This window comes from Bacillus sp. JJ1773, assembly GCF_036962035.1.
Lineage (GTDB): Bacteria > Bacillota > Bacilli > Bacillales > Cytobacillaceae > Cytobacillus.
Genome location: NZ_JBALNX010000002.1, coordinates 14,774 through 37,229, shown reverse-complemented (window position 1 = coordinate 37,229; position 22,456 = coordinate 14,774). Strand labels below are relative to the sequence as shown.

At 38.3% G+C, this 22,456-nt stretch carries 21 protein-coding genes; 15 read left to right on the top strand and 6 right to left on the bottom strand.

What is annotated here, in order from left to right; all coding sequences use genetic code 11:
• Positions 1–64 precede the first annotated feature (64 nt).
• Positions 65–1,447, bottom strand: a complete 1,383-nt coding sequence (gdhA, locus tag V7127_RS00410) for an NADP-specific glutamate dehydrogenase (protein ID WP_335346287.1) — start codon at positions 1,445–1,447, stop codon at positions 65–67.
• Between the two features lie 188 nt (positions 1,448–1,635).
• Here gdhA and V7127_RS00405 point away from each other — a divergent pair, with 188 nt between their 5' ends.
• Positions 1,636–2,538, top strand: coding sequence for a LysR family transcriptional regulator (locus V7127_RS00405; RefSeq protein WP_335353916.1), 903 nt, complete (start codon positions 1,636–1,638; stop codon positions 2,536–2,538).
• 21 nt (positions 2,539–2,559) lie between these two features.
• Positions 2,560–3,096 carry a DinB family protein gene (locus tag V7127_RS00400; protein WP_335346286.1) on the top strand — a complete coding sequence of 179 codons (537 nt, stop codon included), beginning with the start codon at positions 2,560–2,562 and terminating at the stop codon, positions 3,094–3,096.
• Positions 3,097–3,160: 64 nt separating this feature from the next.
• Here the strand turns inward: V7127_RS00400 and V7127_RS00395 are convergent, their stop codons facing one another.
• A complete protein-coding gene (locus tag V7127_RS00395; protein ID WP_335482858.1) occupies positions 3,161–4,834 on the bottom strand; it encodes a hypothetical protein in 1,674 nt (557 codons plus the stop codon).
• 260 nt (positions 4,835–5,094) lie between these two features.
• Here V7127_RS00395 and V7127_RS00390 point away from each other — a divergent pair, with 260 nt between their 5' ends.
• From V7127_RS00390 to V7127_RS00370, 5 genes are all read left to right on the top strand, one after another.
• Positions 5,095–5,628 (top strand): RNA polymerase sigma factor, encoded by a 534-nt coding sequence (locus V7127_RS00390; RefSeq protein ID WP_335482856.1) that lies wholly within the window; start codon positions 5,095–5,097, stop codon positions 5,626–5,628.
• Positions 5,612–6,259 (top strand): hypothetical protein, encoded by a 648-nt coding sequence (locus V7127_RS00385; RefSeq protein WP_335482855.1) that lies wholly within the window; start codon positions 5,612–5,614, stop codon positions 6,257–6,259. Before V7127_RS00390 ends, V7127_RS00385 begins: the two co-directional genes overlap by 17 nt.
• A 156-nt stretch (positions 6,260–6,415) precedes the next feature.
• Positions 6,416–6,787, top strand: a complete 372-nt coding sequence (locus V7127_RS00380; RefSeq protein ID WP_335482853.1) for a hypothetical protein — start codon at positions 6,416–6,418, stop codon at positions 6,785–6,787.
• Between the two features lie 166 nt (positions 6,788–6,953).
• Positions 6,954–7,481: an RNA polymerase sigma factor gene (locus V7127_RS00375; RefSeq protein WP_335346282.1), complete on the top strand. Its 528-nt coding sequence runs from the start codon at positions 6,954–6,956 to the stop codon at positions 7,479–7,481.
• Positions 7,462–8,382 (top strand): hypothetical protein, encoded by a 921-nt coding sequence (locus V7127_RS00370; protein ID WP_335482851.1) that lies wholly within the window; start codon positions 7,462–7,464, stop codon positions 8,380–8,382. The genes V7127_RS00375 and V7127_RS00370 overlap by 20 nt, the downstream gene beginning before the upstream one ends.
• A gap of 61 nt (positions 8,383–8,443) precedes the next feature.
• Here the strand turns inward: V7127_RS00370 and V7127_RS00365 are convergent, their stop codons facing one another.
• Positions 8,444–9,046, bottom strand: coding sequence for an AAA family ATPase (locus tag V7127_RS00365; protein ID WP_335482849.1), 603 nt, complete (start codon positions 9,044–9,046; stop codon positions 8,444–8,446).
• A 416-nt stretch (positions 9,047–9,462) separates the two neighbouring features.
• Between V7127_RS00365 and V7127_RS00360 the strand changes: the two genes are divergently transcribed.
• Entirely contained in the window at positions 9,463–9,939 is a 477-nt protein-coding gene (locus tag V7127_RS00360; RefSeq protein WP_335482847.1) for an ArsR/SmtB family transcription factor, read from the top strand.
• Positions 9,940–11,214 carry an MFS transporter gene (locus V7127_RS00355; RefSeq protein ID WP_335482845.1) on the top strand — a complete coding sequence of 425 codons (1,275 nt, stop codon included), beginning with the start codon at positions 9,940–9,942 and terminating at the stop codon, positions 11,212–11,214.
• A 288-nt stretch (positions 11,215–11,502) separates the two neighbouring features.
• On the opposite strand, the gene V7127_RS00350 is transcribed toward V7127_RS00355, so the two are convergent.
• A complete protein-coding gene (locus V7127_RS00350; RefSeq protein WP_335482843.1) occupies positions 11,503–12,234 on the bottom strand; it encodes a DsbA family oxidoreductase in 732 nt (243 codons plus the stop codon).
• Between the two features lie 329 nt (positions 12,235–12,563).
• Between V7127_RS00350 and V7127_RS00345 the strand changes: the two genes are divergently transcribed.
• The 4 genes from V7127_RS00345 (at position 12,564) to V7127_RS00330 (ending at position 15,994) form a co-directional block, all read left to right on the top strand.
• On the top strand, positions 12,564–13,034 hold the full coding sequence (locus tag V7127_RS00345; RefSeq protein WP_335482918.1) for a ribonuclease H-like YkuK family protein: 471 nt from the start codon (positions 12,564–12,566) through the stop codon (positions 13,032–13,034).
• A gap of 118 nt (positions 13,035–13,152) precedes the next feature.
• On the top strand, positions 13,153–13,530 hold the full coding sequence (locus tag V7127_RS00340; protein WP_335482841.1) for a GntR family transcriptional regulator: 378 nt from the start codon (positions 13,153–13,155) through the stop codon (positions 13,528–13,530).
• A 29-nt stretch (positions 13,531–13,559) separates the two neighbouring features.
• On the top strand, positions 13,560–14,657 hold the full coding sequence (locus tag V7127_RS00335) for a DUF1648 domain-containing protein (protein WP_335482839.1): 1,098 nt from the start codon (positions 13,560–13,562) through the stop codon (positions 14,655–14,657).
• A gap of 20 nt (positions 14,658–14,677) precedes the next feature.
• Positions 14,678–15,994, top strand: a complete 1,317-nt coding sequence (locus V7127_RS00330; protein WP_335482837.1) for an alpha/beta hydrolase family protein — start codon at positions 14,678–14,680, stop codon at positions 15,992–15,994.
• 78 nt (positions 15,995–16,072) lie between these two features.
• Here the strand turns inward: V7127_RS00330 and V7127_RS00325 are convergent, their stop codons facing one another.
• Complete coding sequence (locus tag V7127_RS00325; protein WP_335482835.1) at positions 16,073–16,522, bottom strand: CoxG family protein; 450 nt, start codon at positions 16,520–16,522, stop codon at positions 16,073–16,075.
• A 309-nt stretch (positions 16,523–16,831) separates the two neighbouring features.
• Between V7127_RS00325 and V7127_RS00320 the strand changes: the two genes are divergently transcribed.
• A complete protein-coding gene (locus V7127_RS00320; protein ID WP_335482833.1) occupies positions 16,832–19,261 on the top strand; it encodes a S8 family peptidase in 2,430 nt (809 codons plus the stop codon).
• A 112-nt stretch (positions 19,262–19,373) separates the two neighbouring features.
• Here V7127_RS00320 and V7127_RS00315 read toward each other — a convergent pair whose 3' ends face one another.
• A complete protein-coding gene (locus tag V7127_RS00315) occupies positions 19,374–20,105 on the bottom strand; it encodes a DUF3784 domain-containing protein (protein WP_335482831.1) in 732 nt (243 codons plus the stop codon).
• Positions 20,106–20,314: 209 nt separating this feature from the next.
• Between V7127_RS00315 and V7127_RS00310 the strand changes: the two genes are divergently transcribed.
• Positions 20,315–22,150 (top strand): M6 family metalloprotease domain-containing protein, encoded by a 1,836-nt coding sequence (locus V7127_RS00310; protein ID WP_335482829.1) that lies wholly within the window; start codon positions 20,315–20,317, stop codon positions 22,148–22,150.
• Positions 22,151–22,456 lie beyond the last annotated feature (306 nt).

Below are 22,456 nucleotides of genomic sequence, written 5' to 3'. Positions count from 1 at the left end.
AGGAATTCACAATGAAAAAAGGTGGATACATTAGAATTCCCCTAATGCGTCCACCTTTTTTCTATTAAACAACGCCCTGTACAATCATAGCATTAGCGACACGAATAAAGCCTGCGATGTTTGAGCCGATAACTAGATTACCTGGATAGCCATATTCTTCAGCCGCATTGACTGTGTTGCGGTAAATATTTTTCATGATTTGATGAAGTTTTTCATCTACTTCTTCAAATGTCCATGCAATTCTTGCGCTATTCTGAGACATTTCGAGTGCTGAAACAGATACTCCACCGGCATTTGCCGCTTTTCCTGGTGCAAAGAGGATGTCATCCTTTAGAAACACATCGATCGCCTCTAGGTTAGACGGCATATTGGCTCCTTCACCGACAGCTTTGACACCATTGGCTACAAGAATTTTTGCAGAGCACTCATCTATTTCGTTTTGAGTTGCACATGGAAGAGCGATATCACATGGGATCGACCAGATGCCAGAACAGCCTTCAACATATTGTGCATGAGGGTGTTCATAAACATATTCATAGATTCGCTTGCCCTCAACCTCTTTTATGCGTTTAACAGTTTCAAGATTTAACCCATTTTCATCATAAATATATCCATTAGAATCACTGCATGCTACTACTTTAGCGCCTAATTGCATGGCTTTTTCAATCGCATAAATTGAAACATTCCCTGATCCAGAGACAATCACGGTGCTTCCGTTAAAGCTATGGCCTTTATCTCTTAACATTTCTTCAACGAAATAGACAAGTCCATATCCAGTTGCTTCTTTACGTCCTAAACTTCCTCCATATTCAAGCCCTTTGCCAGTTAATACACCAGCTTCATAGGCTCCGCAAAGTCGCTTATATTGACCGAACATATAGCCAATTTCTCTTGCGCCAACTCCAATATCTCCTGCTGGCACATCAGTATCAGGACCAATATGCTTATATAGTTCAGTCATAAAGCTTTGCGTAAAACGCATGATTTCTCCATCTGATTTTTCCTTCGGATCAAAATCTGCCCCGCCTTTTGCTCCTCCAATTGGGAGACCAGTTAAGGAATTTTTGAAGATTTGTTCAAAACCGAGGAATTTAATGATGCTGGAATTTACGGTAGGATGAAAACGAATGCCGCCTTTATAGGGGCCGAGGGTACTGCTGTACTGGACGCGAAATCCGCGATTTACTTGTACCTTTCCTTTATCATCAGTCCATGGAACACGGAAAGTAATGACCCTTTCAGGTTCAACAATTCTTTCGAGAATGTTTTGATCCATATATTTCGGGTGTTTAGAGAATACAGGTAAAAGTGAATCAAAGATTTCTTCAACAGCTTGATGAAATTCTGATTCAAACGGATTTCTGATTTTCACCTTTTCAAATACTTCATTTACATAATTAACGGCTACTTTGGATTCGTTTTTTTTCACTTCCTCTATAGTTTGCATAATGATCATTTCCCCTCTGTATAAATTAATTGTTTATTAGATAACAATATTTGGATATTTTTAGAATTTATAACCAAATAAATGGATTTTCTATTAAAGAAATTTTATAATGAAAAAATAATCTAAACAATATGAATTTTAGATAAGAACAATGCCGCTGTGAGATGAATCGGGGGAGATGGGTATATATGGAATTAAGACAAATACAGTATTTTATGGAGGTTGCAAAAAGGGAGCACGTGACTGAAGCTGCAGATGCGCTCCATGTAGCACAATCAGCGGTTAGCAGGCAGATCTTTAATTTAGAAGCAGAGCTCGGAGTCGATTTATTTATTCGCGAGGGCAGAAATGTTCGGTTAACACCAATAGGAAAAATATTTCTCGAGCACATGGAGGAAGCGATGCATGTGATAGAAAGTGCGAGACGTGAAGTAGATGAATATTTGGACCCGGAGAAGGGGACGATTCGGATTGGATTCCCAAGCAGTCTTGCTGCATATACACTGCCGACTGCTATTTCTGCCTTTAGCAGGAAGCATCCGGAAGTGAAATATCAGCTGCGTCAAGGCTCTTATCAAAGTTTAATAGATGGGGTAAAAAAGGGAGATATCGATATGGCACTCCTTGGTCCAGTTCCGAAAGATGATAAAAAAGTGCTGGGAAATATTTTATTCACAGAAAAAATAGTCGCTCTATTGCCAGTTAGGCATCCTCTAGCGGATCGGAAGTCAATCAAATTAAGCCAATTAAGGGATGACTCCTTCGTCTTATTTCCAAACGGCTATATTTTGCGTGAAATTACTGTAAATGCCTGTCAGCAGCAAGGTTTTCAGCCGAATGTGACATTTGAGGGAGAGGATATAGATGCGATAAAAGGCTTAGTTTCAGCCGGTCTCGGTGTAACGCTAATTCCCGAAATCACATTGATTGACAGTTTGCCCCGTCAAACAGTAAAAATCCATATCGAACCTCAAGTCACAAGGACGGTAGGGGTGATTATACCGACTGATCGTGAAATGCTCCCAACTGCGAAGCTATTTCATGAGTTCCTGAATGAATTTTTCAACATGCTGGGAAGTTTTCAAAAATAAAATAATAAAGGGTGAAGGTATATGTATCAAAAACCATATGCAAATGAATATCCTGCTTATTTTTCAGCTTATGTTAATTTAGTGCCAGAGGGAGAAATGATTCTTTTATTAAATGAGCAGTTGAAGGAAACGGTGAATGCGATTAAAGATGTGACAGAAAGACAGGGTCAATTTCAATATGAGTCTAATAAATGGACGGTAAAAGAAGTGATTGGACATATGGCAGACACGGAACGTATTATGGGTTATCGGATTCTTTGCATTGCAAGAGGCGAAACGTCTCCGCTTCCGGGATTTGACGATAATCTTTATGTCCAAAATGGCTCATTTAATCAATTGTCTATGCAGGAACTTCTAGACAATTTTTCAATTGTACGCCAATCCACAATCGTTTTGCTGAAAAGTTTAGATCCTGCTGCATGGCTGAGGAAAGGAAATGCTAATGGCTCTGAGATTACAGTCCGTGCGATTGCAAGTGTTATAGCAGGACATGAGCTTCATCATCGAAATATTTTGCATGAGCGCTATTTCATGTCCAGTGAATTTCCATCTAATTAAACTATTACTATAAAAAAACACGATGAAGCTCTATATTAGATCTCCATCGTGTTTTTTAAACTTTTTACTCTAACCCTTCAATTAATATTTCCTTTGCAGGGGAGAAGTCTTCACCCGTATCCAAGTAAATTACCCTTACTATGTCACCTTCCTGGAGATAAATAGCCATTGGGCTGCTCTCTGAAGAAATTACGTAGTTTTTTCTGTTATCTAGGAGGAATGACACAATCGTGAAATCTCCAGTCTTCTCTTTATAAACCCGTACTACGGTTCCGTTTACTTGTTTTTCCTCGGCCTTAGAGCTTCCGTCTACAGTGCCGCCGCCTCTCTGGAGAGCTGTTTTGTACAGCTTTAAGGCTTCGTTTGGCGTATTTCCATACACGGAAATTTCCGGATTAGCTGCTGAAACAATAAAGTAATTTTGTAAAAATCCGTTAGAATCGAGCACTGGCGTAAGCCAGCTTGCTTCTCCATAGAAGTTATACAGGACAGGCATCTCACCATCCCATTTCTTTTCTATAAATTTCTTCTCAATGATTTGTAAAGCACCTTGGGAGTCCATGTAGGATTCTTCAAGATTACCAGTATAATAAGTCGCTTCACCGGTTCTTGAGTTGGTCAGGGAATACCCAAGCATCGAATCCACACCTTCTTTCGGACTCGTAAAATCGGTAAAGTAATACATATCGCCTTTTTCATCAAAGATGGGACTAACATTTGCTTCAGTGCCTTCATCTGAAGGAAGCTTTACATCCCTTTTGCCAAATACACTATTCCAGAATCCGTGAACATAATTTCCGAAATAGCTATTTTGTAAGCTGACGGCCTCTGGAGAAACCGCACCATCAATAAATGCCGGCACGTTCGCTAAGCGATATTCCTCCGTATCGCCATTTTTAGGATCCACCATGATAATTCCTTTAACATCAAAACCATTACGGGCTGAAACAAATTCACCAAATGTGCGGATATAATGTGGTTTTCCCTCATCATCAATCTCTAATTGGGCTTCGCCGTAAAAAATATGCTTCGGGTACTGCATCCGAATATGGCGTTCAAGATTTTTATTAAAATATGAAGAAGGAGTGTAAATCATTTCAGTCTGAATAAATTTAGGATTTGCAGAAGAGTCAGTAGCACTAATGGTAAAATACCCTGGAGTTTGTTTCCCATTGATCCATTTGAATAATCCGGAAAACTCAACCGGAGCAATATACACATAATTCCCATTCACCTTTTGAATTTGCAAGTTTCCAAGCTCATAATAGCTCGTATTAGGCACTTGTCCGAAAGCTTTCTTCATTTTATTTCTTGCAAATTGAGGCGGTACACTTGCTGGAGTTTCATTTTCATCAAATGTCTCAATCTCCATTTTTTCCTTCATTTTGGCAATTTCATATTTTTCATCAGCATTGAAGAGGAAGGCAGTTAAGAAAAACCCTCCGACTATTAGACTAGCTAGAAATAGCAGGCCTTTGATCATTCTTTCCTTGCCCGAAGCAAACAACGCTCCACAAAGAGTAACGATAATGGCAAAAAACCACAAGGACGTCAGGTTGCGATCGAGATTGGTAATATAATAGAAGGAAAAGACAATTATAATGATAAGAACAATGGCTGTAATAAGTGCTGCTGAGTTTGACTTTTTACCATCTATTTTTTTGTTTTTTGAGAAAGGGATCAGCACTAGTGCAGAAGCTAATCCTGCAATAAGTGAAAAGAGAATGACATTGCTCACACAATCACTTCTTTCATAGGAGTTATTATGTTTATTTACGATTGGTCATATGGAAAGGTTTCAATTTGAATTGTAAAACCCCCTAATTAGGCATCATGAACGTTCATGGAACGCGTTTTTCAAGTTATCCATCAAAAACTCAAGCCATTAAGTTTCATGTATAGTGTATCCCATTACAACATCATAAAAAAACACTGTCACGTTTATCTTATTAGAACGACAGATTAATATACTGATAAAAAAGGCGGGTGAGGAAGAAATTGAACAGAAATCGGGAAGAGCTCGTGATGGAGTGGTATGAAATATATTATGAAGATGTCTATCGATTTATATTGTTTATGATCCAAGATAAACAAAGCTGTGAGGATTTTGTTCATGATACATTCGTTCGGGCGTATACGGCCTTTGAACATTTTGACAACCGTTCGAGCATTAAAACATGGCTGTTTAGTATTGCCAAACATGTTGTCATCGATGAAATACGCAAACGGCAGCGCTGGAGGCTTTTTAATTCCATTTCTAAAGGGAGTGAAATACCTTCTGCTTTTAATGTTGAGCAATATGTGGAAAATAAAGAAATAGTACTGAACCTGATGGAGGCCATCAATCGTTTAAAGTCAAATTATCGGCTTGTCATTATTCTAAGAAAGATAGAAGGCTTTTCAACAATTGAAACGGCGGAAATACTAAATTGGTCTGAGGCTAAAGTCCGAAAAACACTGTCTAGGGCATTGAAGTTATTAAAAAAAATGCATGACATAGAAGGTGGTGAACAATTTGAACAATCAATCTAATGACCAATGGAAGCAATTGAAACATTTTCGACCAACAAACAATGAGAAAAATGCTTTAAGAGTGAGGCTTTTACAAACACTAAATAATCAACCAATTATTCGTTCTCCAAAAAGAAGTTACAAATGGAAGGCACTCATTTCCACTTGCCTGTTCGTCCTAATTTGCAGCGGGTTTATTTGGAAAGTAATTTCCGAAAGTACTCAACCTCGTACTGCTGAGCGTAGAAATGCTGGGGAACAGCCGATTGGGATGAACAATAAATTTACCTGGGAGCTACAGGATGTTTATATAGAGAAGTTATCAAATGGCTGGGAAATCCATTCGGAAATTCCTTCCAGTAAAGTTGGGAACATTGATGTTGTAACAGAAGAGGAGATGAATCAAATTACTTCTGCTATAACAATTGAAGAAAATGTAGAATTACAAAGGTTTCCATACCCAACCCACATGATTATTGAGCATTTGAAAATAAGGGATACAATTCAGCGGTTTCATTTCTTCATTCCAATAGAAAATGAGGAATTTGCTCACTTTACATTTGATTATCCCAAGATTGAACATGAGAAAATTTTTCAAGCAATGAAAACTCTGAAAATCGAAGATGTAGAGCCTGCTAAGAGTAAAGAATAACTATTTGTTAAACATGCTATAGTATTGTACTCTATCCTGCCAGCCCTGAAGCGATTTCGATTATTCTAATATGGAAGTTTATATTTTAATATGTTCCTCGTAAAGGAGGAATGCCTTTTTTTTACTCATAGGGAACAATTATCAAAACAGCTTTCGTTGCAGGATCATACTCCGTCACATATCTTATCTCTGCCGAAAAATTTTTTCCATATTTTGCTAATATATTTAATTGGTAACTATATAGTATCCCTCTTTAGACTCTTTTTAATCTTTCCTCCTTTGGTACCCGTTTTAGATATTATCATCATTTTGCTTTGGGCAAGGCATGAGAATAAAAAGAGAGCTGCAGCAGAACAGGCACAAATTTCAAGAAAAAAGCGGATCCATTCTCCAAGGTTTTGGAAATTGCTTTCAATGGGAATGTTGGAAATTATAAATGATAGAATACGCATTCACTGGATAAATACAAGCATTGTTGTTATTTTGATGCTTATCTTAAAATTTGCGTTAACGAAAACAATCATATAGAAGATAAGACAATGGGATGAAATAAAATGCCCTTTGTCTTTTTCGTTCATTCAGCAATCTTAAGAGGGAAAATTACCTTTATTAGAAAATATAGATAAATACTGTCACATTTCTTTACCTAATACGACTGATATATAGCAAGTGAAAAAGGCGGGTGAGGAAGAACTTGAATAAGAATCGGGAAGAACTCGTAATGGAGTGGTATGAATTATATTATGAAGATGTTTACCGATTTATATTGTATATGATTCAAGATAAGCAAAGCTGTGAGGATTTTGTTCATGATACATTCGTTCGGGCGTATACGGCCTTTGAACGTTTTGACAACCGTTCCAGCATTAAAACATGGCTGCTTAGTATTGCCAAGCATATTGTCATCGATGAAATTCGCAAACGGCAGCGCAGGAGGCTTTTTAATTCTATTTCTCAAGGAAGAGAGGTGCCTTCTGCCTTTAATGTTGAGCAATATGTGGAAAATAAAGAAACCGTGCTGAACCTGATGGAGGCAATCTATCGTTTAAAGTCAAATTATCGGCTTGTCATTATATTAAGGAAGATAGAAGGCTTTTCAACAATCGAAACGGCGGAAATATTAAATTGGTCTGAGGCTAAGGTGCGGAAAACATTGTCAAGGGCATTGCAGGATCTTAAAAAAATGAATGAAGGTGGTGAGCATGTTGAGCAATCAGTATGACGATCAATGGAAGCAATTGAAAAATCTAATGCCAACCCAAATGGAGAAGGATGCTTTAAGAGTTAGACTTAGGCAATCAATAAAGAATCCATCTGTTAACCGTTTCCCAAAGAAAAATTACCAATGGACAGCCATTTTAGCATCATGTGTGTTTATGCTTATTTGTGGAGGGGTTATTTGGAAAGTAATATCAGATGGGACAGGACCGCATACTGCTGAGCCTAGAAATGCTAAAGAACAGATAGAAAATCCATTCAGCTGGGGGCTTAAAGACGTTTACATCGTGCAGTCATCCAATACTTGGGATTTATATTCAAAAGATTCTTCTGCTAAAGTGGGAGAGGCTTCGATTGTTGATGAGGAGGAAATGAAAAGGATAACTGCTTCTTTACCGATGTTTGTCAAAGAAGAACTAGAGAATTTCCCATACCCAACAACCTTGAATATTGAGCATGTGAAAATGATGGATACAGCGATTAGATATCACTTCTTTGTTCCAATGGAAAATCAGAACTTTGTTCATTTTAGTTTTGATTATCCGAAGCTTGAACATGCTGAAATTTTCCAAGCGATGGCTACGTTGAGAATTGAAGGAAAACCCCCAAAACAGTCTGAACAACCAATATATGTGAAACATGGCTATGGAGCAATGATATTTCCAGTCGGGCTGGAACCCATTTCCCTTTCACCGAGCGAAGAATTATATTATTGGGAAGAAGCTTCTTTTAGCGCGTATCATCAATATTTAGACAAAATTTCAGAAGGGCATTGGAAAAGGGAATCGTCTAAGGAGGCAACAACCACATTTGTTTCTGGCAATGGAATGGAGATAGTGTCAATCACTTTAAAAGATAAAAACTTAATATACGAATTTACTTATCTTCATGACGAAGAGCAATGAAATTAGTACTTAGAGACCAATCCATTTTTGAAAATTGGTCTCTTTTTTTAGGAAATGGCTTTTAAAGAGTGATGGTCCAGTCAGCATTTTTTGCTGGATCACACTTTGAAACATATTGGTCCTCTGCAGGAAAATAGCGTTTTTCATATTTTGTTAAGATAGCAGTCTCATCTCCGATATATAGGTCCCTTTTTAGAACCCTTTTTAATCTGTCCTCCTTAGGAACATCAATATATATCACATAATCCAGAAAAGGCCTTACTTCCTCTCGCTGTAAAAAAACCCCTTCAATAATCAAAATGGTGTCCAAATCTATTTTTAAATGATTCAGCAAATATTCATCCTTTTCTTTGTCATATAACTCAATTTGTTTATTAATCGGATGCCCCATTTGAATGGGGGACAAAATTTCGCTTATAAGGTAACCATATCTCCACTGTAAATGGTAATAACATTCCCAATCACTAATTGCATCGTTGTAGCGAACGGATTTGGGGTGAATAAAATCATCTATGTGCAATACCGAAATTTTCATACCTTTGTTCCGAAGGTCTTTTTCTAGGGAACTCGTAAAGGTTGTTTTCCCTGATCCGCCTAACCCATCAATTCCTAATATAAAAATACGATTTTTTTCCTTTGTCTTGAGGATTTTTTCTATTTCCATTTCTCCACTCCTAATGAGCCGTCATCACTAATCTATGTAAAATATAACATTTAACATGCAGTTGAGGGGATATTATCAGAACTCTTTCGATTAGTAGAAGTTCATGACACAAGGATATGCTTGTATTAAATATGGCTTAAGGTTAACCATCCCTTTTGTCCACGAAAAACAATAAAGACTTAGTTCACTGTTTAGATTGTGAGCTAAGTCATTTAATTTGCGTAAATAGAATATTTGAATTATGAACAATTTCTAAAAATGGTTCAAGAGAGATTGAGTTCATTATTTAAAGCTATTTCTACATTCAATCAGAATTTAAGGAAATGGAAACTTATTCTAATTTTTTGTTGAGTTCTAAAAGTTTAGAACATATAATAAATTTAAATCGATCAAAAAAATTAGGGTGGTAAGGAAAATTGGATTCTCAACAAAAAATGATGGAAATCAATCTAGAACAGCAAAAATTAATTTCAAGTCCATTAAGAGTGAAAATTATTTACTTGCTTGACGAACGTCCAATGACGGCAAAGCAGGTGGCAGATGAAATGGGAAAAACAGCCGGCAGTATTCATTATCACATTCAGCAGCTTTATCATGGTGGAATCCTTGAAATTGCGGAAACGAAGGAGAATAGGGGAATTATCGAGAAATATTACCGCTCAAAAGCAACCCATTTTAAGTTAATTGACGAGAATGCTCCTATTCAGGAAAAAAAGATACGTACGAGGGGATCAAGTTTATCACTTACAGACAAAGAGTTGAAAGAATTTGAAGCAGATTGGGACCAACTCATATTAAAATATTTAAAGAAAACAGTTAAAAGTGATAAAGAGCGCACACCTTATCAAATTTCCTGTCAGTTTGAAAAGCTAATGGATGAGGAGGAGAATTAAATGGCAGGATCGATACAAAAGAATCTTATCCTGTTTCTAATCGGTAAAATGACAGCTGTTCTAGGCTCATCGATTTATGGCTTTGCAATCGGATTGTATATTTTAGCAAAAACTGGTTCAAGCCTTAACTTTGCTATTACGCTGCTTTTAAGTGCTTTACCGAGAATAGTGCTCTCCCCGATTGCTGGTACATTGAGCGATCGCTTGAATAGGAAGATGATGATTATAACATCTGATTTTGCCTGTGCTATTTGGCTCGTGATTGTCTTTTTCATATTTACCTTTCTTTATCCGGAAATTTGGGTCCTATATTTAGCAACAGCTGTCCTTAGTATCCTCAACACATTTTACTCCAATGCTGTCACATCAGCGATCTACAACATGGTTGGCCCAGATTACTTGCAAAAGGCGATGTCCTTAAATCAGGCAGCCGCTTCCCTTTCCGCAGTCCTAGGACCTGTCCTTGGTGGTATATTCTTCGGACTCTTTAACATAACTACTTTCATGATAATTAATATTATTACTTTTACGATTTCGGGATTGGCAAGTGTTTTCATTCAATATGATTTATTTGCAGAAAAAAGGGAGGAAATTAATGGTAACTCTGTGTTAACAGATTTGAAATTAGGATTTATCTACGTTAAGAATCAACCCTTTATTAAGAATTTAATTATGATTTGTATCTGGCTTAATTTCTGGTTTGCGGTGTTTCCAGTTGCCATCCCGTATCTAGTTCTCACCATTCGAAAGATGGAGTCCATTCAGCTTGGCATTATCGAAGGAACCTTCTCAGTCGGCATGATGGTGATGGCTATTATTCTATCAACCCGGCCAGAGATCAAAAGAAAGGAACTTAGCATTTTTGGCGGGTTGATCGCTATGTCGACCGTTCTAATTTTATTGGGATTGCCGAACGTTCCAGGTATGACGCATATCTCAAATACACTTTTCTTTCCTTATTTAGTCATCATGGTTTTCCTGCTGTCTACTTTTATTATGCTGATCAATATGCCCATCATGGTTCTTCTCCAAAAGAGCACACCAGATGAATACCGAGGACGAGTCATGTCTCTCCTTGAAACAGGTGCAAGCGCCATGACTCCGCTTGGCTTTATCATCTTTGGTTTCGCTCTTGAAAAGATGCCTGTTTGGATATTACTGGCAGTCTGCGGACTTAGCATCATAGCTCTAATCCTCTATCATATTAAAAAGAAAACCATTACACCTTATTTACGCGAGGATAACAAACCTAAAGAAGTTGTATTGGAAGGGTAAGAGGCAAGTTTTACAATTAGACAAAAAAACAAACATTTTTTTATTTCTACTTTATTTGTTGTTTTGGCAACGATTATTATGACTGTTCGATCCTTTTCTGGTTTACGGATTGTTGGAAAAAACACCGCAGACTATTATTAGGACCCTGTAACATAAAAGGAAGTCAGGCACCCCAAGGAGGTGCCTGATTTTTTTATCAAGAGTTGGAAAACCCCAACATAGGGAGTTTAATGTAAATGTTTTTGAATGGAAAGCAGAAAACACCTTGATAAAGTTTTCTTAAAGTAATTATTCTTTTTTATCCGGAATTCCGCAGCTCTCGTCCGTACAGCTAGCATCTTCCATGCCTTCTGCAGAAAGGTCCTGGAAAGCAGGAGCAGCAGATTCTTCTTCCCAAACCTTTTGAAGGGCACCCGCAAACGTTTCAGGGGCTTGGGCACCTGAAATTGCATATTTATTATTAATGATAAAATATGGTACTCCTTTAATGCCATACTGCTGGGCAATTGCCTCATCAATCCGTACATCATTAGCAAAGGCAGTTTTATCCTGAACAATTTTCAAAGCTTGATCACGCTCGAGTCCGGCTGATTCAGCAATGTCAGCCAGTACCTCTTCATCCCCTATGTTCTTTGAATCTGTAAAATAAGCGTGAAGGAGCTTTTCAGTTAGTTCTGGTTCTTTTCCATTCTCCTTTGCAAACTTTGCCAGTCGATGGGCATCAAACGTATTGCCATGCTTCATTTCATCAAAACGAAAATCCAATCCTACGCTCGCTGCTTGTTGTCCGACTCCTTCATTTGCCTGTTTAGCTTGTTCAATACTCATTCCATATTTCCCGGCAAGGATTTCGTGAATGCTTTTGCCGTTATATTTAGGAGAGTTTGGATCTAACTCAAAGCTTTTGAATTCAACCTCGACTTGATCCTTATGGGGAAATTGGTCAAGTGCCTGTTCCAATCTGCGTTTCCCAATATAACAAAACGGACAAACAAAATCTGACCAAACTTGAATTTTCATAAATGACCACCTCAATGATATTTTCCCTCATATTAGCATACTCATTAATGAAACCAATAAAAAGATGCTCATCGTTCCAAGCAGTTAAGGTTTAATTTGAAATTATTGTGGGAAAACTTAAAAAATGGGGAAACCTGGATAAACGATTTAAATATAATGATAATATACGCGGGTTGTACAGTAGTTGTTAGCCATTCGTTTTGGAACAGAGACAAAGCCATTTGTAATCTAACTTCACTCCTAACATAATGTGGTGATAAAAGGTGATATATGATCAGGGTGAAAACTTCACGTTTCAAAATTTACAAGAACGAAATTTAACATTTGATATGGTTTTTACAAGAATTCTTAAGTTCATTAATAGGAGTCCATGTGGTCATTACCGATTAATGGTCGGGACGGATTCACAGGTTCATTGTGATCGGACGATTTTTATTACGGGAATTGTGATCCAAAATGAAGGAAAAGGAGCTTGGGCCTGTATTAGGAAACATATTATTCCTAGAAAAATGCTTCATTTGCATGAAAGAATCTCGTATGAAACCTCACTGACGGAACAGGTAGTAGCCCTTTTTACACATGAGAAGAAGAATGAAATCATTGATCTAGTCCTTCCTTATCTTTACCACGGAGCTACATTTACAATGGAAGGTCATCTTGATATTGGGATTGGACAAAGAAATAAAACACGGGAATTTGTAAAAGAGATGGTTTCAAGAATGGAATCAATGGGAGTAGAGCCAAAAATAAAGCCTGACGCTTTCGTAGCCTCTAGTTATGCCAATCGTTATACAAAGTAACCCAAAAGAAATTAGCTATATTAATAAACTCCAGAAATGGGGTTTTTATTTTTTTTGTTCTATACAAACTATAACAAGTTTGTTATAGTTTGTATAGAACAGAATGGAGGAGATAGGGTTGATCATTGTTATTGAGCCCCAATCTGATGTTCCGATCTATACCCAGTTAACGAACCAAATTATGGAGGGAATAGCGAGGGGATATTTGAATCCTGGTGATTCATTGCCTTCTGTGCGTGCCTTTGCCGCTGATTTGGGCGTTAATATGCATACAGTGAACAAAAGCTACCATGAATTAGAGAAGAAGGGCATCATTCACATTATCCCTAAATCAGGTGCCGTTATTAATTCTCCGGTCGTAACAATTGAAGTGACCGATCAGCTCTTAAAAGGTTTTAAACCGTTAATAGCAGAAGCATTAGTTTTGGGTCTAGAAAAAGAACAAATTCAAAAACTTGTGGAAACCATTGTTTCGGATTTAAAAGGGGAGTCATGACCCATTGATACAGAAAGGAAGAGGATCAAATGGATTTCTTACTTTTTTTAATCATTATTGTTTTTTTAGTAGCTATCCAAATGGCAACTCCATTTTTAGTTAAACGAAATATTGTATTTGGTGTTTTCATTCCGGATGAATATGATCGGGATGCCAAGTTAATTTCTTATAAAAAAATATATGCATGGCTCATTTTGATCTTTGGTCTAATTGGGGTAGCCATTTATCTTGTATTGGTGCCGAATGGGGATTCAGTCCACTCCAATTTATTATTGCTGCCACTAGTCATTCAATTTAGTCTAATTTTTGTAAGTATTGCGCTTTATTTTTACTTTCATGCAAAAACCATCCAGTGTAAGAAACAGATGGGGTGGGGAGAAAACTTAAAACAATTAAAAGTGACGGATTTATCCGTCCGCTCAAAAGATGAAATGCTTCCTTGGTATCTATACTTACTGCCAATGGTTGTTACTATTGGGATTATTGGTTATTCAATTTTAAAGTACAGATTGCTTCCTGAGCAAATCCCTACTCACTGGGGACCAAATGGCAAGCCTGATGCGTTTACAGGAAAAAATCCTTTTTCCGCCATCTCATTGCCGCTAATCATGTTAACCATGCAAGTAATGTTTTTAAGTATTAATGAAATGACAAAGCGGTCTGGCATTAAATTAAGTGCCACAAGGACTGAAGCCTCCAGAATTCGTCAGCTCACGCTTAGAAAATATTCGAGCTGGTTTATGTTTTTGACCAATATTCTTATTACGTTGCTTTTTTCCTTTTTGCAATTACAAATGATTCATCCTAATTTAGCCGATGGCACTTTATTAATGGCAATTCCCCTCATATTCGTATTTGTCATCCTGATCAGCTCTGTCCTTTTTGCACTTAAAGTTGGAACAGCAGGCGAAAAGACTGATATCAAGTCTGGGGATGGTATTTCCGATTTTGATGAAGATCGATATTGGAAGGGGGGGCTCATTTATTTTAATAAAAATGACCCTTCCATCTTTATTGAAAAGCGTTTTGGGATTGGCTGGACTTTAAATTTTGCTAATCCGATTGGTTATATCATCTTATTTGGACCGCTTGCTATCATTTTGTTCATTTCCTTTTCGGTTAGCTAATAAATGTAGGAGGGTTAACTTTGAAGAAATTATCATATCTTCTATTTGTGATGTTAAGTGTCAGCTTATTATTGTTGGGCTGCAGCAAGGGAAATAAAAAAGAGGAAGTTGCAAGTGAAAAAGGGGGAAGTTCATTGGAAAGCATTGAGGGAGTATGGGAAGGTGTAATACAAATTCCGAATCAGCCGCTGCCTATTCAATTAGAGTTTTCAACGGATGGCGGCACTTTAAGCATTCCAGCTCAAGGGTTGGACAAAAAACCATTTGCCAAAGTGAAATTAACTGATGCAAGCTTGTCATTGGCTATGGAGCTTCAAGGGCAGCATATAACATTTGATGGTAAAGTAGAGAATGAGAAGATTGCAGGCACATTTAAGCAGCAGGGTCAGTCTTTTCCATTTGAATTAACTAAGGGAACTGGCGAAGAGTCTAAAGAAGTTGGCGAACCTGTCCAGATGGAAATAAAGGATGGAACGATGAATGGATTATTGACCACTCCTCAAGGTGAGGGGCCATTTCCTATTATGATTATTATTGCAGGCTCAGGTCCGACTGATAAGAATGGAAACACAACAATATTACCAGGAAAGAATAATAGTTTAAAAATGTTGGCTAAAGACTTAGCGGCAAATGGAGTTGCGAGTATTCGCTATGATAAAAGAGGAATAGGTCAGAATGCAAGCCTCGGAGGAAAAGAAGAAGATGGGCGTTTTGATCATTTTATACAAGATGTAGAATCTTGGGTTCAGTTCGCAAAAGGGGATAAGCGTTTCTCAAAGGTTGGCATTATCGGTCATAGCGAAGGGTCTTTAATTGGAATGACAGCAGCTGGAAAAACGGATGCGGATGTGTATATTTCAATTGCAGGTGCAGGCAGACAAATTGATCAAGTGCTGCTTGAACAGCTAGAAGCTCAGCTGCCAGCAAACCAGCTGAAGGAATCAAAGAACATTTTGGATAAATTAAAGCATGGCGAAATAGTTAAATCTGTCAGTACAGAATTGCAATTCTTATTCCGTCCATCTATTCAGCCATACATCATTTCATGGCTCCAGTATAATCCTCAGGAACAATTGAAAAAATTGGAGTGCCCTGTTTTCATCATAAACGGTACACACGATCTTCAAGTTCCTGTTAAGGAAGCTGAGGCATTGCATGCAGCCAAACCAGATTCCGAGCTATTTATCATAGAAGGAATGAACCATGTCCTTAAGGATTCGCCTAAGGACCCAGAAGGTAATAGCGCAACATACACAAATCCTGATTTGCCATTGGCTGATGGCCTAGTGGAGCGTATGATGGAGTTCTTAGAAAAAAGTAATGTATTAGAAAAATAAAAGACAGGGGCATTCTCTTTGTGAGAGTGCTCCTGCTTTTGTTTGTGCTTGATTATTTACGTATTTTCGGGTTGTTCTCTAATTGTAAGCATGTTCCTCAATTTTGGCAGCTACAGCTTCAGTCAGTTCTGAAGTTGTTTCAGGAAGCGAGGTTGTTAATATCGAGTTTGCGACCTTTGCCAGTATTCCTTCGGCTGTAATATCAAGGCAGCCTGTCATAATCACTTTCGCGTTACCTTTTTGCTCCGCTAAAAAATATCCGTGGCCCGTAAATTTTTCATTTAGCCCCTTTAAGTTAAATGTCACTTTAGAAGGCTCTTCCCAGCCTGTAATATCAACCTTTAACTCAATTTTCTTCTTCATGAAACCAATATCACTTTTAAAGCACCATGTGGACTCTTTATCACTGAGAATCTGATGTTCAATATACCCGGGTACAAGTGGAGCCCAGTTATTAATATGACTCACAAAATCCCATACAGTCCGAATAGGTGCATTTACTTCAATTTGATGATTATAAATCGGCATGTTTTCCGCCCCTTTAGAAATTATTCATCGTTGCCTTACATGAAAATGTATTCAGATTAAACAAAAGGTATTCCCTTAAGAGTGCAATGCACCCCAAATAGACACTTTTTCATAAACTGTCCACCAAGGGTGCCTGCCACCGTTTTTTTTTTGAAAAATAATTCTAATGACCTATCGAAGTTAGGATGAAGGACTCAAGGGTTATCATTGAGGGATACAGAATGTTTCCAATGTTATACATAATAGGGTACTGGAGGTGTGTCTTGTAAAGAGGCAACACAACCAACATCAAAGGAGATGAAAGGATCAATGTTAAAGAAGAATATGAAAGCTTTTCTATTGGCACTAGTACTATTATTAGCATTTTCACCAATGGGTGTAGGTGCTGCTAGTAAAGCGGAAAGCAAATCAGCTGCTCAGCTAGCGCAATTAGTCGGAGAGTTTAATTTTTCCTCATCGAACAGAACAAGTGTTATTGTCGAATTAACAGAGTCATCCTTAGTGGAAGCAAAGCATAAAGGAAAGAGCCAAACCAAGGCAAATCTTGCTAACACTCGTAATCAAGTAAAATCAAATGTTAGCAATGCGGCAAAAAGCTCCCTAGTCATTCGCGAATATGATTATGTATTCTCAGGCTTTTCTGTTGAACTGGCAGAAAATGAAATTCCCGCTTTATTATCCGTGCCTGGAGTAAAGGCAGTTTACCCAGATGTCGAATATCAGGCAACTAGCTTAGGAGAAGGGGAAGTAATTTCCTCTGAGGAGTACAGCCCAAATATGCTCGATAGTGCACCTTATATTGGTGCCAACAAGGCTTGGGAATCAGGATATACAGGGAAAGGTGTAACCGTAGCGGTTATCGATACAGGGGTTGATTATACTCATCCAGATTTAGCAAATGCTTTTGGCAGCTATAAAGGCTGGGATTTAGTTGATAATGATAATGATCCACAAGAAACACCAGCTGGCGATCCTAGAGGTGATGCAACCACTCATGGTTCGCATGTTGCAGGGACAGTAGCGGCAAATGGCTATATTAAAGGTGTAGCTCCTGATGCTACTTTACTTGCTTATCGTGTATTAGGTCCAGGCGGGCGCGGAACAACGGCAAACGTTATTGCTGGAATTGAAAAGGCAGTTCAAGATGGCGCAGACGTTATGAACCTATCACTAGGAAACTCTTTAAATGATCCAGATTATGCAACAAGCATTGCATTGGACTGGGCAATGGCTGAAGGCGTTGTTGCCGTTACATCCAATGGAAACAGCGGTCCGAATAACTGGACGGTTGGTTCACCAGGAGGGGCTCGCGATGCCATTTCTGTAGGGGCTACACAGCTTCCGTATAATGTATATGATTCTTCTATCTTCACATCTGAGGGTGTAGATTACCCTTCAGCAAAAGTAATGGGCTTTCCAAACGATGAAGCTTTAACTGACCTTAGCGGACAAACATTGGAGTTTGTACATGTTGGATTTGGTTCTCCTGAAGAAATTGCTAAGGAAGATGTAAATGGAAAAGTAGCCCTTATCAGCCGCGGAGCTGGTATCGCGTTTGTTGATAAAGCATCAGCTGCAAAGGATGCAGGTGCAGTTGCTGCGATTATTTATAATAACGTAGCTGGTGAAATTGTAGTGGTGCCTGGCACGGCAATTCCTACGATTAGAACAACTGCCGAAGATGGTGCCAAATTATTAAGTGAATTAGAAAAAGGAAATAACCAAGTTACTTTCAACATTGCATTTTCCAATCAAGTTGGTGAAACAGTCGCAGATTTTTCTTCACGCGGCCCTGTTATTAGTACTTGGATGATTAAGCCAGATGTTTCTGCACCTGGTGTGAATATTGTAAGTACGGTTCCGACTCATGATCCATCTAACCCACATGGCTATGGAGCAAAGCAGGGAACGAGCATGGCATCTCCTCATGTTGCCGGTGCTGCAGCACTGATTTTGCAAGCAAACCCGAATTGGAGTGTTGCTAATGTGAAGGCAGCACTAATGAATACGGCTGAGAATCTTATAAATCCTGCTACTGGCCAAGCTTATCCGCATAATACGCAGGGGGCTGGAAGCATCCAGGTTTTAGATGCGATTCAAACAAAAACACTTGTGACTCCTGGAAGCCACTCTTTTGGAACTTTCTATAAAGATAAAGGGAAGCAAGTGGAAAAGCAGCACTTTACAATTAAAAACCTATCATCAGAACGCCAGACTTATAGTTTCGTAGTGAACATGGGAACGGATGCCATAAAAGTATCAACAAGCAACAACTTAAAAGTCAATCCTGGTCAATCTCAAAATGTTAATTTAAATATACAGGTTGATGCAGGAGTCCTTGCACCAGGCTATTATGAAGGCACCATCACAATCAGCAATGGTTCAGAAACGCTTGATTTACCAACAATTCTGTTTGTAAAAGAGCCAAATTATCCTCGTGTGCAATATCTTGGAGCGGGTCAGACTAGCGATGGGAAAATTGAAATTGAAGGCTATTTCCCGGGTGGAGCAGAGGAAGTTGAATTATTTGTCTATGAATCGAATAAGGACGGTACGACATTAAAATATTTAGGTGACATTGCACTTTACAAGGATGTAAAGGCCGGCTACACAACATTCGAATGGGATGGAATACTTGCAGATGGAACTAAACTTCCAGCGGGGTATTACAACATTTATGCCTACGCAACCTACCTAGGTCAATCAGATTTAGCAGGCACAAATATTTTAATCAAATAAATGATTGAAAAAAGGTCATCGTTCCCATTTGGAATGATGACCTTTTTACCTTGAAGGATTTGCTGTGCATTATTCAGCAACTTACATAATAAATCATGCAAACAATAAAACTCTAAAGAGGTGAGCCAGACTTTTCCTTCAATTCCTCATACCATAATTTCGTTTTGTCAGGATCTTTATCATTGATAAAGATTTTCCTTTTCTCCATTTCAATATAGATATATGGCGAAGAGCCTTTTTGAATAAAGAGAAGGCTGCTGCCATAGTCCTTAATTTTAAAATGGCCTTTTGATAGTGTTGGCAGCCCAACACCGTTCGTTCTTAATGTAACTTCAGGCATTATATCCATTAATTCAATCCGTTTAATATCAGTCGTTCTCCATTCATCCCCATACATGCCCGTAATTTCAAAACGATCATCATGAACCTTAAGTTCATAGCCTTGATAGGTATAAACGGTGAGAGCAATTATAGAGCCAATTACGGCTACAAAAAGCACAGTGCTAATGATATAGCTTCGCTTTCTCTTACTTTGTGTTTCATACTTTGATAAATAAATGAGTCCGCCCATTAATAAAAATAGCATGCTTCCAAATTGAGCTTCAATTGCATATTTAAAGGAAGTAAAGGAAAGCGGAAGTAGAAGAACCATGACAACGGCAGTAATCAATATTAGGCTCCCAGTTTTCTGTGGTAAACGATTTGTAATTAGCTGCTGCTTTTCTTCTTCTGTACGAGAGGAGAATCCAGAAATAAGATAGTAAGCTTTCTTATAGCGAATGGCCCAGCCTATTAAGCTGAAAATGATTATAATGATGAGTTGTGAAATGATAAGTCCCCACATAAAAGCTGCCTCCTTTTGAATACTTTATTAATTATATACAAACATTGGCAAAAATAGGAGGCACTTATATTAATTTATTAAGTCAATCGAAATAAGTATTTTTAACTATTTATTTTCCTAATAAAAGGTACCAAATCCTTATTCAGAAAATATAGACTATTTCGTATGATTTATTTAGGAAATAGAAATATTTTAAAGGAGTGGTGTCTTTGTTAAAAGTCTTATCTAGTTCTGCATTAGCTCTAACATTAATTGGAAGTACTGTTTTTTCAGCGGGGGTCAATAAAGATGTAACCACGAAAGAGAAGAGTACATATAATCTTAATTTAGCTCATTATGTAGGAGCTTCACCTGAACTTGCAGAGCAGGCAAAAAGACTTGGACTCGATCTTTCAAAAGTCGACCCTGCTGAAAAAGCAGCCAAGCATGGGACGAAGTTTCAGCAAGCTGGGAATAATCATGTTGCTTACAGAAATGCAGATGGAGATATTCCTGTTCTAGTCATTCTAGCAAAATATAAAGATGGTGACGAGCCTGTCGGGGATATGCCTGGACAAGTCCCTGCTCACTATTATGAAGATTTAATTTTTGGAACGGAATATAATCCATATGAGCTTGATCAATTTAAACAGTATGCTGAGTTTAATGGGGAAAAGGCTCCGACTGATCGAACGATGCAAAATGTTTATAAGGAATCAAGTAATGGCAAAGTAAATCTTGTCCGTAAAGAAAATACAGAATTTGTGTGGGTTGAAATGCCGAAGGGGGCTTCCTACTATTTAGACCAACAGGGGAATTATGCTGAAAGTGGCAAATATGTCCTTGGGAATGAAAATGGGGATGCCCATATGGGTGAATTTGTTCGTGATTTACTGAAGACAGTAGATGAGCAAGTGGATTTTTCCCAGTATGCTGAAAACGGGGAAGTTCCGACTGTCTTCATCGTACATGAAGGAACAGGAGCAGAATTCAGTAGAGATCCGGCACAAATTTGGTCTCATAAATGGAATATTCTTAGTGCTTTATATTACGGAAAATACTATGAAACTGGTAAACCTGCAGATGTCCACGCAGGCATGAGCCAAGGGGATTGGATTAACAAAACAATTGCTGAGGACATGACTTATGATGGCGTCATCGTAAACAACTACAATATTCAGCCGGCGATAGGCGGAAATGTTGCAGGATTTGATACAGCTTCTGGTAGATATGATGAATCTAAGAAAACAGGCCCATTCCCAGCACAAACAGGGGTGTATGCACATGAATTCGGTCATGCTCTAGGATTGCCTGATTTCTATGACACGGCCTATTCATCTGAGGGAGTTGGAAACTACTCCATGATGGCAGGCGGTTCATGGATGCGCTATCCAGACAATGCTGCTTATTCTGGGAATTCTCCAACCCATTTTGACCCATTCTCAAAAATTTTCTTAGGCTGGGCAAATCCAATTGAAATCAAGCCAGAAGATGGGGTACAGGAAATTACCCTCCCACCAATTAATCAAGCTTCAGCTGAAAATGGAATTATTAAAATGACAGTCCCTGGCTCAAATGGAACAGAATACTTCCTATTTGAAAATGTCCAGCAGGACGGGTTTAATAAAGGGTTAATTCGCCAAGGTCAAAATGCTCACGGATTAGTTGCATGGCATGTGGATGAAAATATCATTAACCTTTATCAAACGGCAGGCTTCCGTCCGAACAATGTGGAAAACTGGATGAACAAGCGCTTCCAGTACAACCAGTCTGAAACGGCAAGTGATGGAACAGTTGTGACACATTATGGTCTCTCTGTCCTTCAAGCTGACGGAAAATATGATCTCGAGAAAAATGTAAATCGCGGAGATGTGGGCGACTTCTTCAAAACGGGAAGTAAGCTAACACCTGTTTCAGGTAAGGTTCATACAGGATCCTATTACTTCTGGAAGGGCCAAAACTCAGCACCTGGTGATTCCGGAATCCATGTAACCGATATTGTTGAAAATAACGATGGCTCCATTACGGCTAAATTTTTCTACAATTCGAACCAAGGAAATAAATAATTAAAAAACCTGATCCCTTAATTTTTTTAAGGGATTCAGGTTTTTTTTAAGCATTTTAGGATGATTTCATTCTAGCCAAAAATGCTGGACGGACATTTTGAGATGGAGTGGTTCTTAAAAAGTCCAAGCAGAAATGCAGGACGGACATTTTGGGTGAAAGAGGCTCTTGAAAAGTCCAAGCAGAAATGCAGGACGGACATTTAGAGTGAAAGAGGCTCTTGAAAAGTCCAAGCAGAGAAGCCGGATGGACATTTAGAGTGGAAAAGGCGCTCGAAAAGTCCAAGCAGTTATTATATAAACGAAAAG

Bases quoted from the DNA above. Each gene is read 5' to 3' on its own strand.
- V7127_RS00345 (WP_335482918.1), top strand. From the start codon at position 12,564: ATGGTTTTTACAAGAATTCTTAAGTTCATTAATAGGAGTCCATGTGGT.
- V7127_RS00355 (WP_335482845.1), top strand. From the start codon at position 9,940: ATGGCAGGATCGATACAAAAGAATCTTATCCTGTTTCTAATCGGTAAA.
- V7127_RS00405 (WP_335353916.1), top strand. From the start codon at position 1,636: ATGGAATTAAGACAAATACAGTATTTTATGGAGGTTGCAAAAAGGGAG.
- V7127_RS00350 (WP_335482843.1), bottom strand. From the start codon at position 12,234: ATGAAAATTCAAGTTTGGTCAGATTTTGTTTGTCCGTTTTGTTATATT.
- V7127_RS00315 (WP_335482831.1), bottom strand. From the start codon at position 20,105: ATGTGGGGACTTATCATTTCACAACTCATCATTATAATCATTTTCAGC.
- V7127_RS00335 (WP_335482839.1), top strand. From the start codon at position 13,560: ATGGATTTCTTACTTTTTTTAATCATTATTGTTTTTTTAGTAGCTATC.
- V7127_RS00400 (WP_335346286.1), top strand. From the start codon at position 2,560: ATGTATCAAAAACCATATGCAAATGAATATCCTGCTTATTTTTCAGCT.
- gdhA (WP_335346287.1), bottom strand. From the start codon at position 1,447: ATGCAAACTATAGAGGAAGTGAAAAAAAACGAATCCAAAGTAGCCGTT.
- V7127_RS00365 (WP_335482849.1), bottom strand. From the start codon at position 9,046: ATGGAAATAGAAAAAATCCTCAAGACAAAGGAAAAAAATCGTATTTTT.
- V7127_RS00370 (WP_335482851.1), top strand. From the start codon at position 7,462: ATGTTGAGCAATCAGTATGACGATCAATGGAAGCAATTGAAAAATCTA.
- V7127_RS00320 (WP_335482833.1), top strand. From the start codon at position 16,832: ATGTTAAAGAAGAATATGAAAGCTTTTCTATTGGCACTAGTACTATTA.
- V7127_RS00325 (WP_335482835.1), bottom strand. From the start codon at position 16,522: ATGCCGATTTATAATCATCAAATTGAAGTAAATGCACCTATTCGGACT.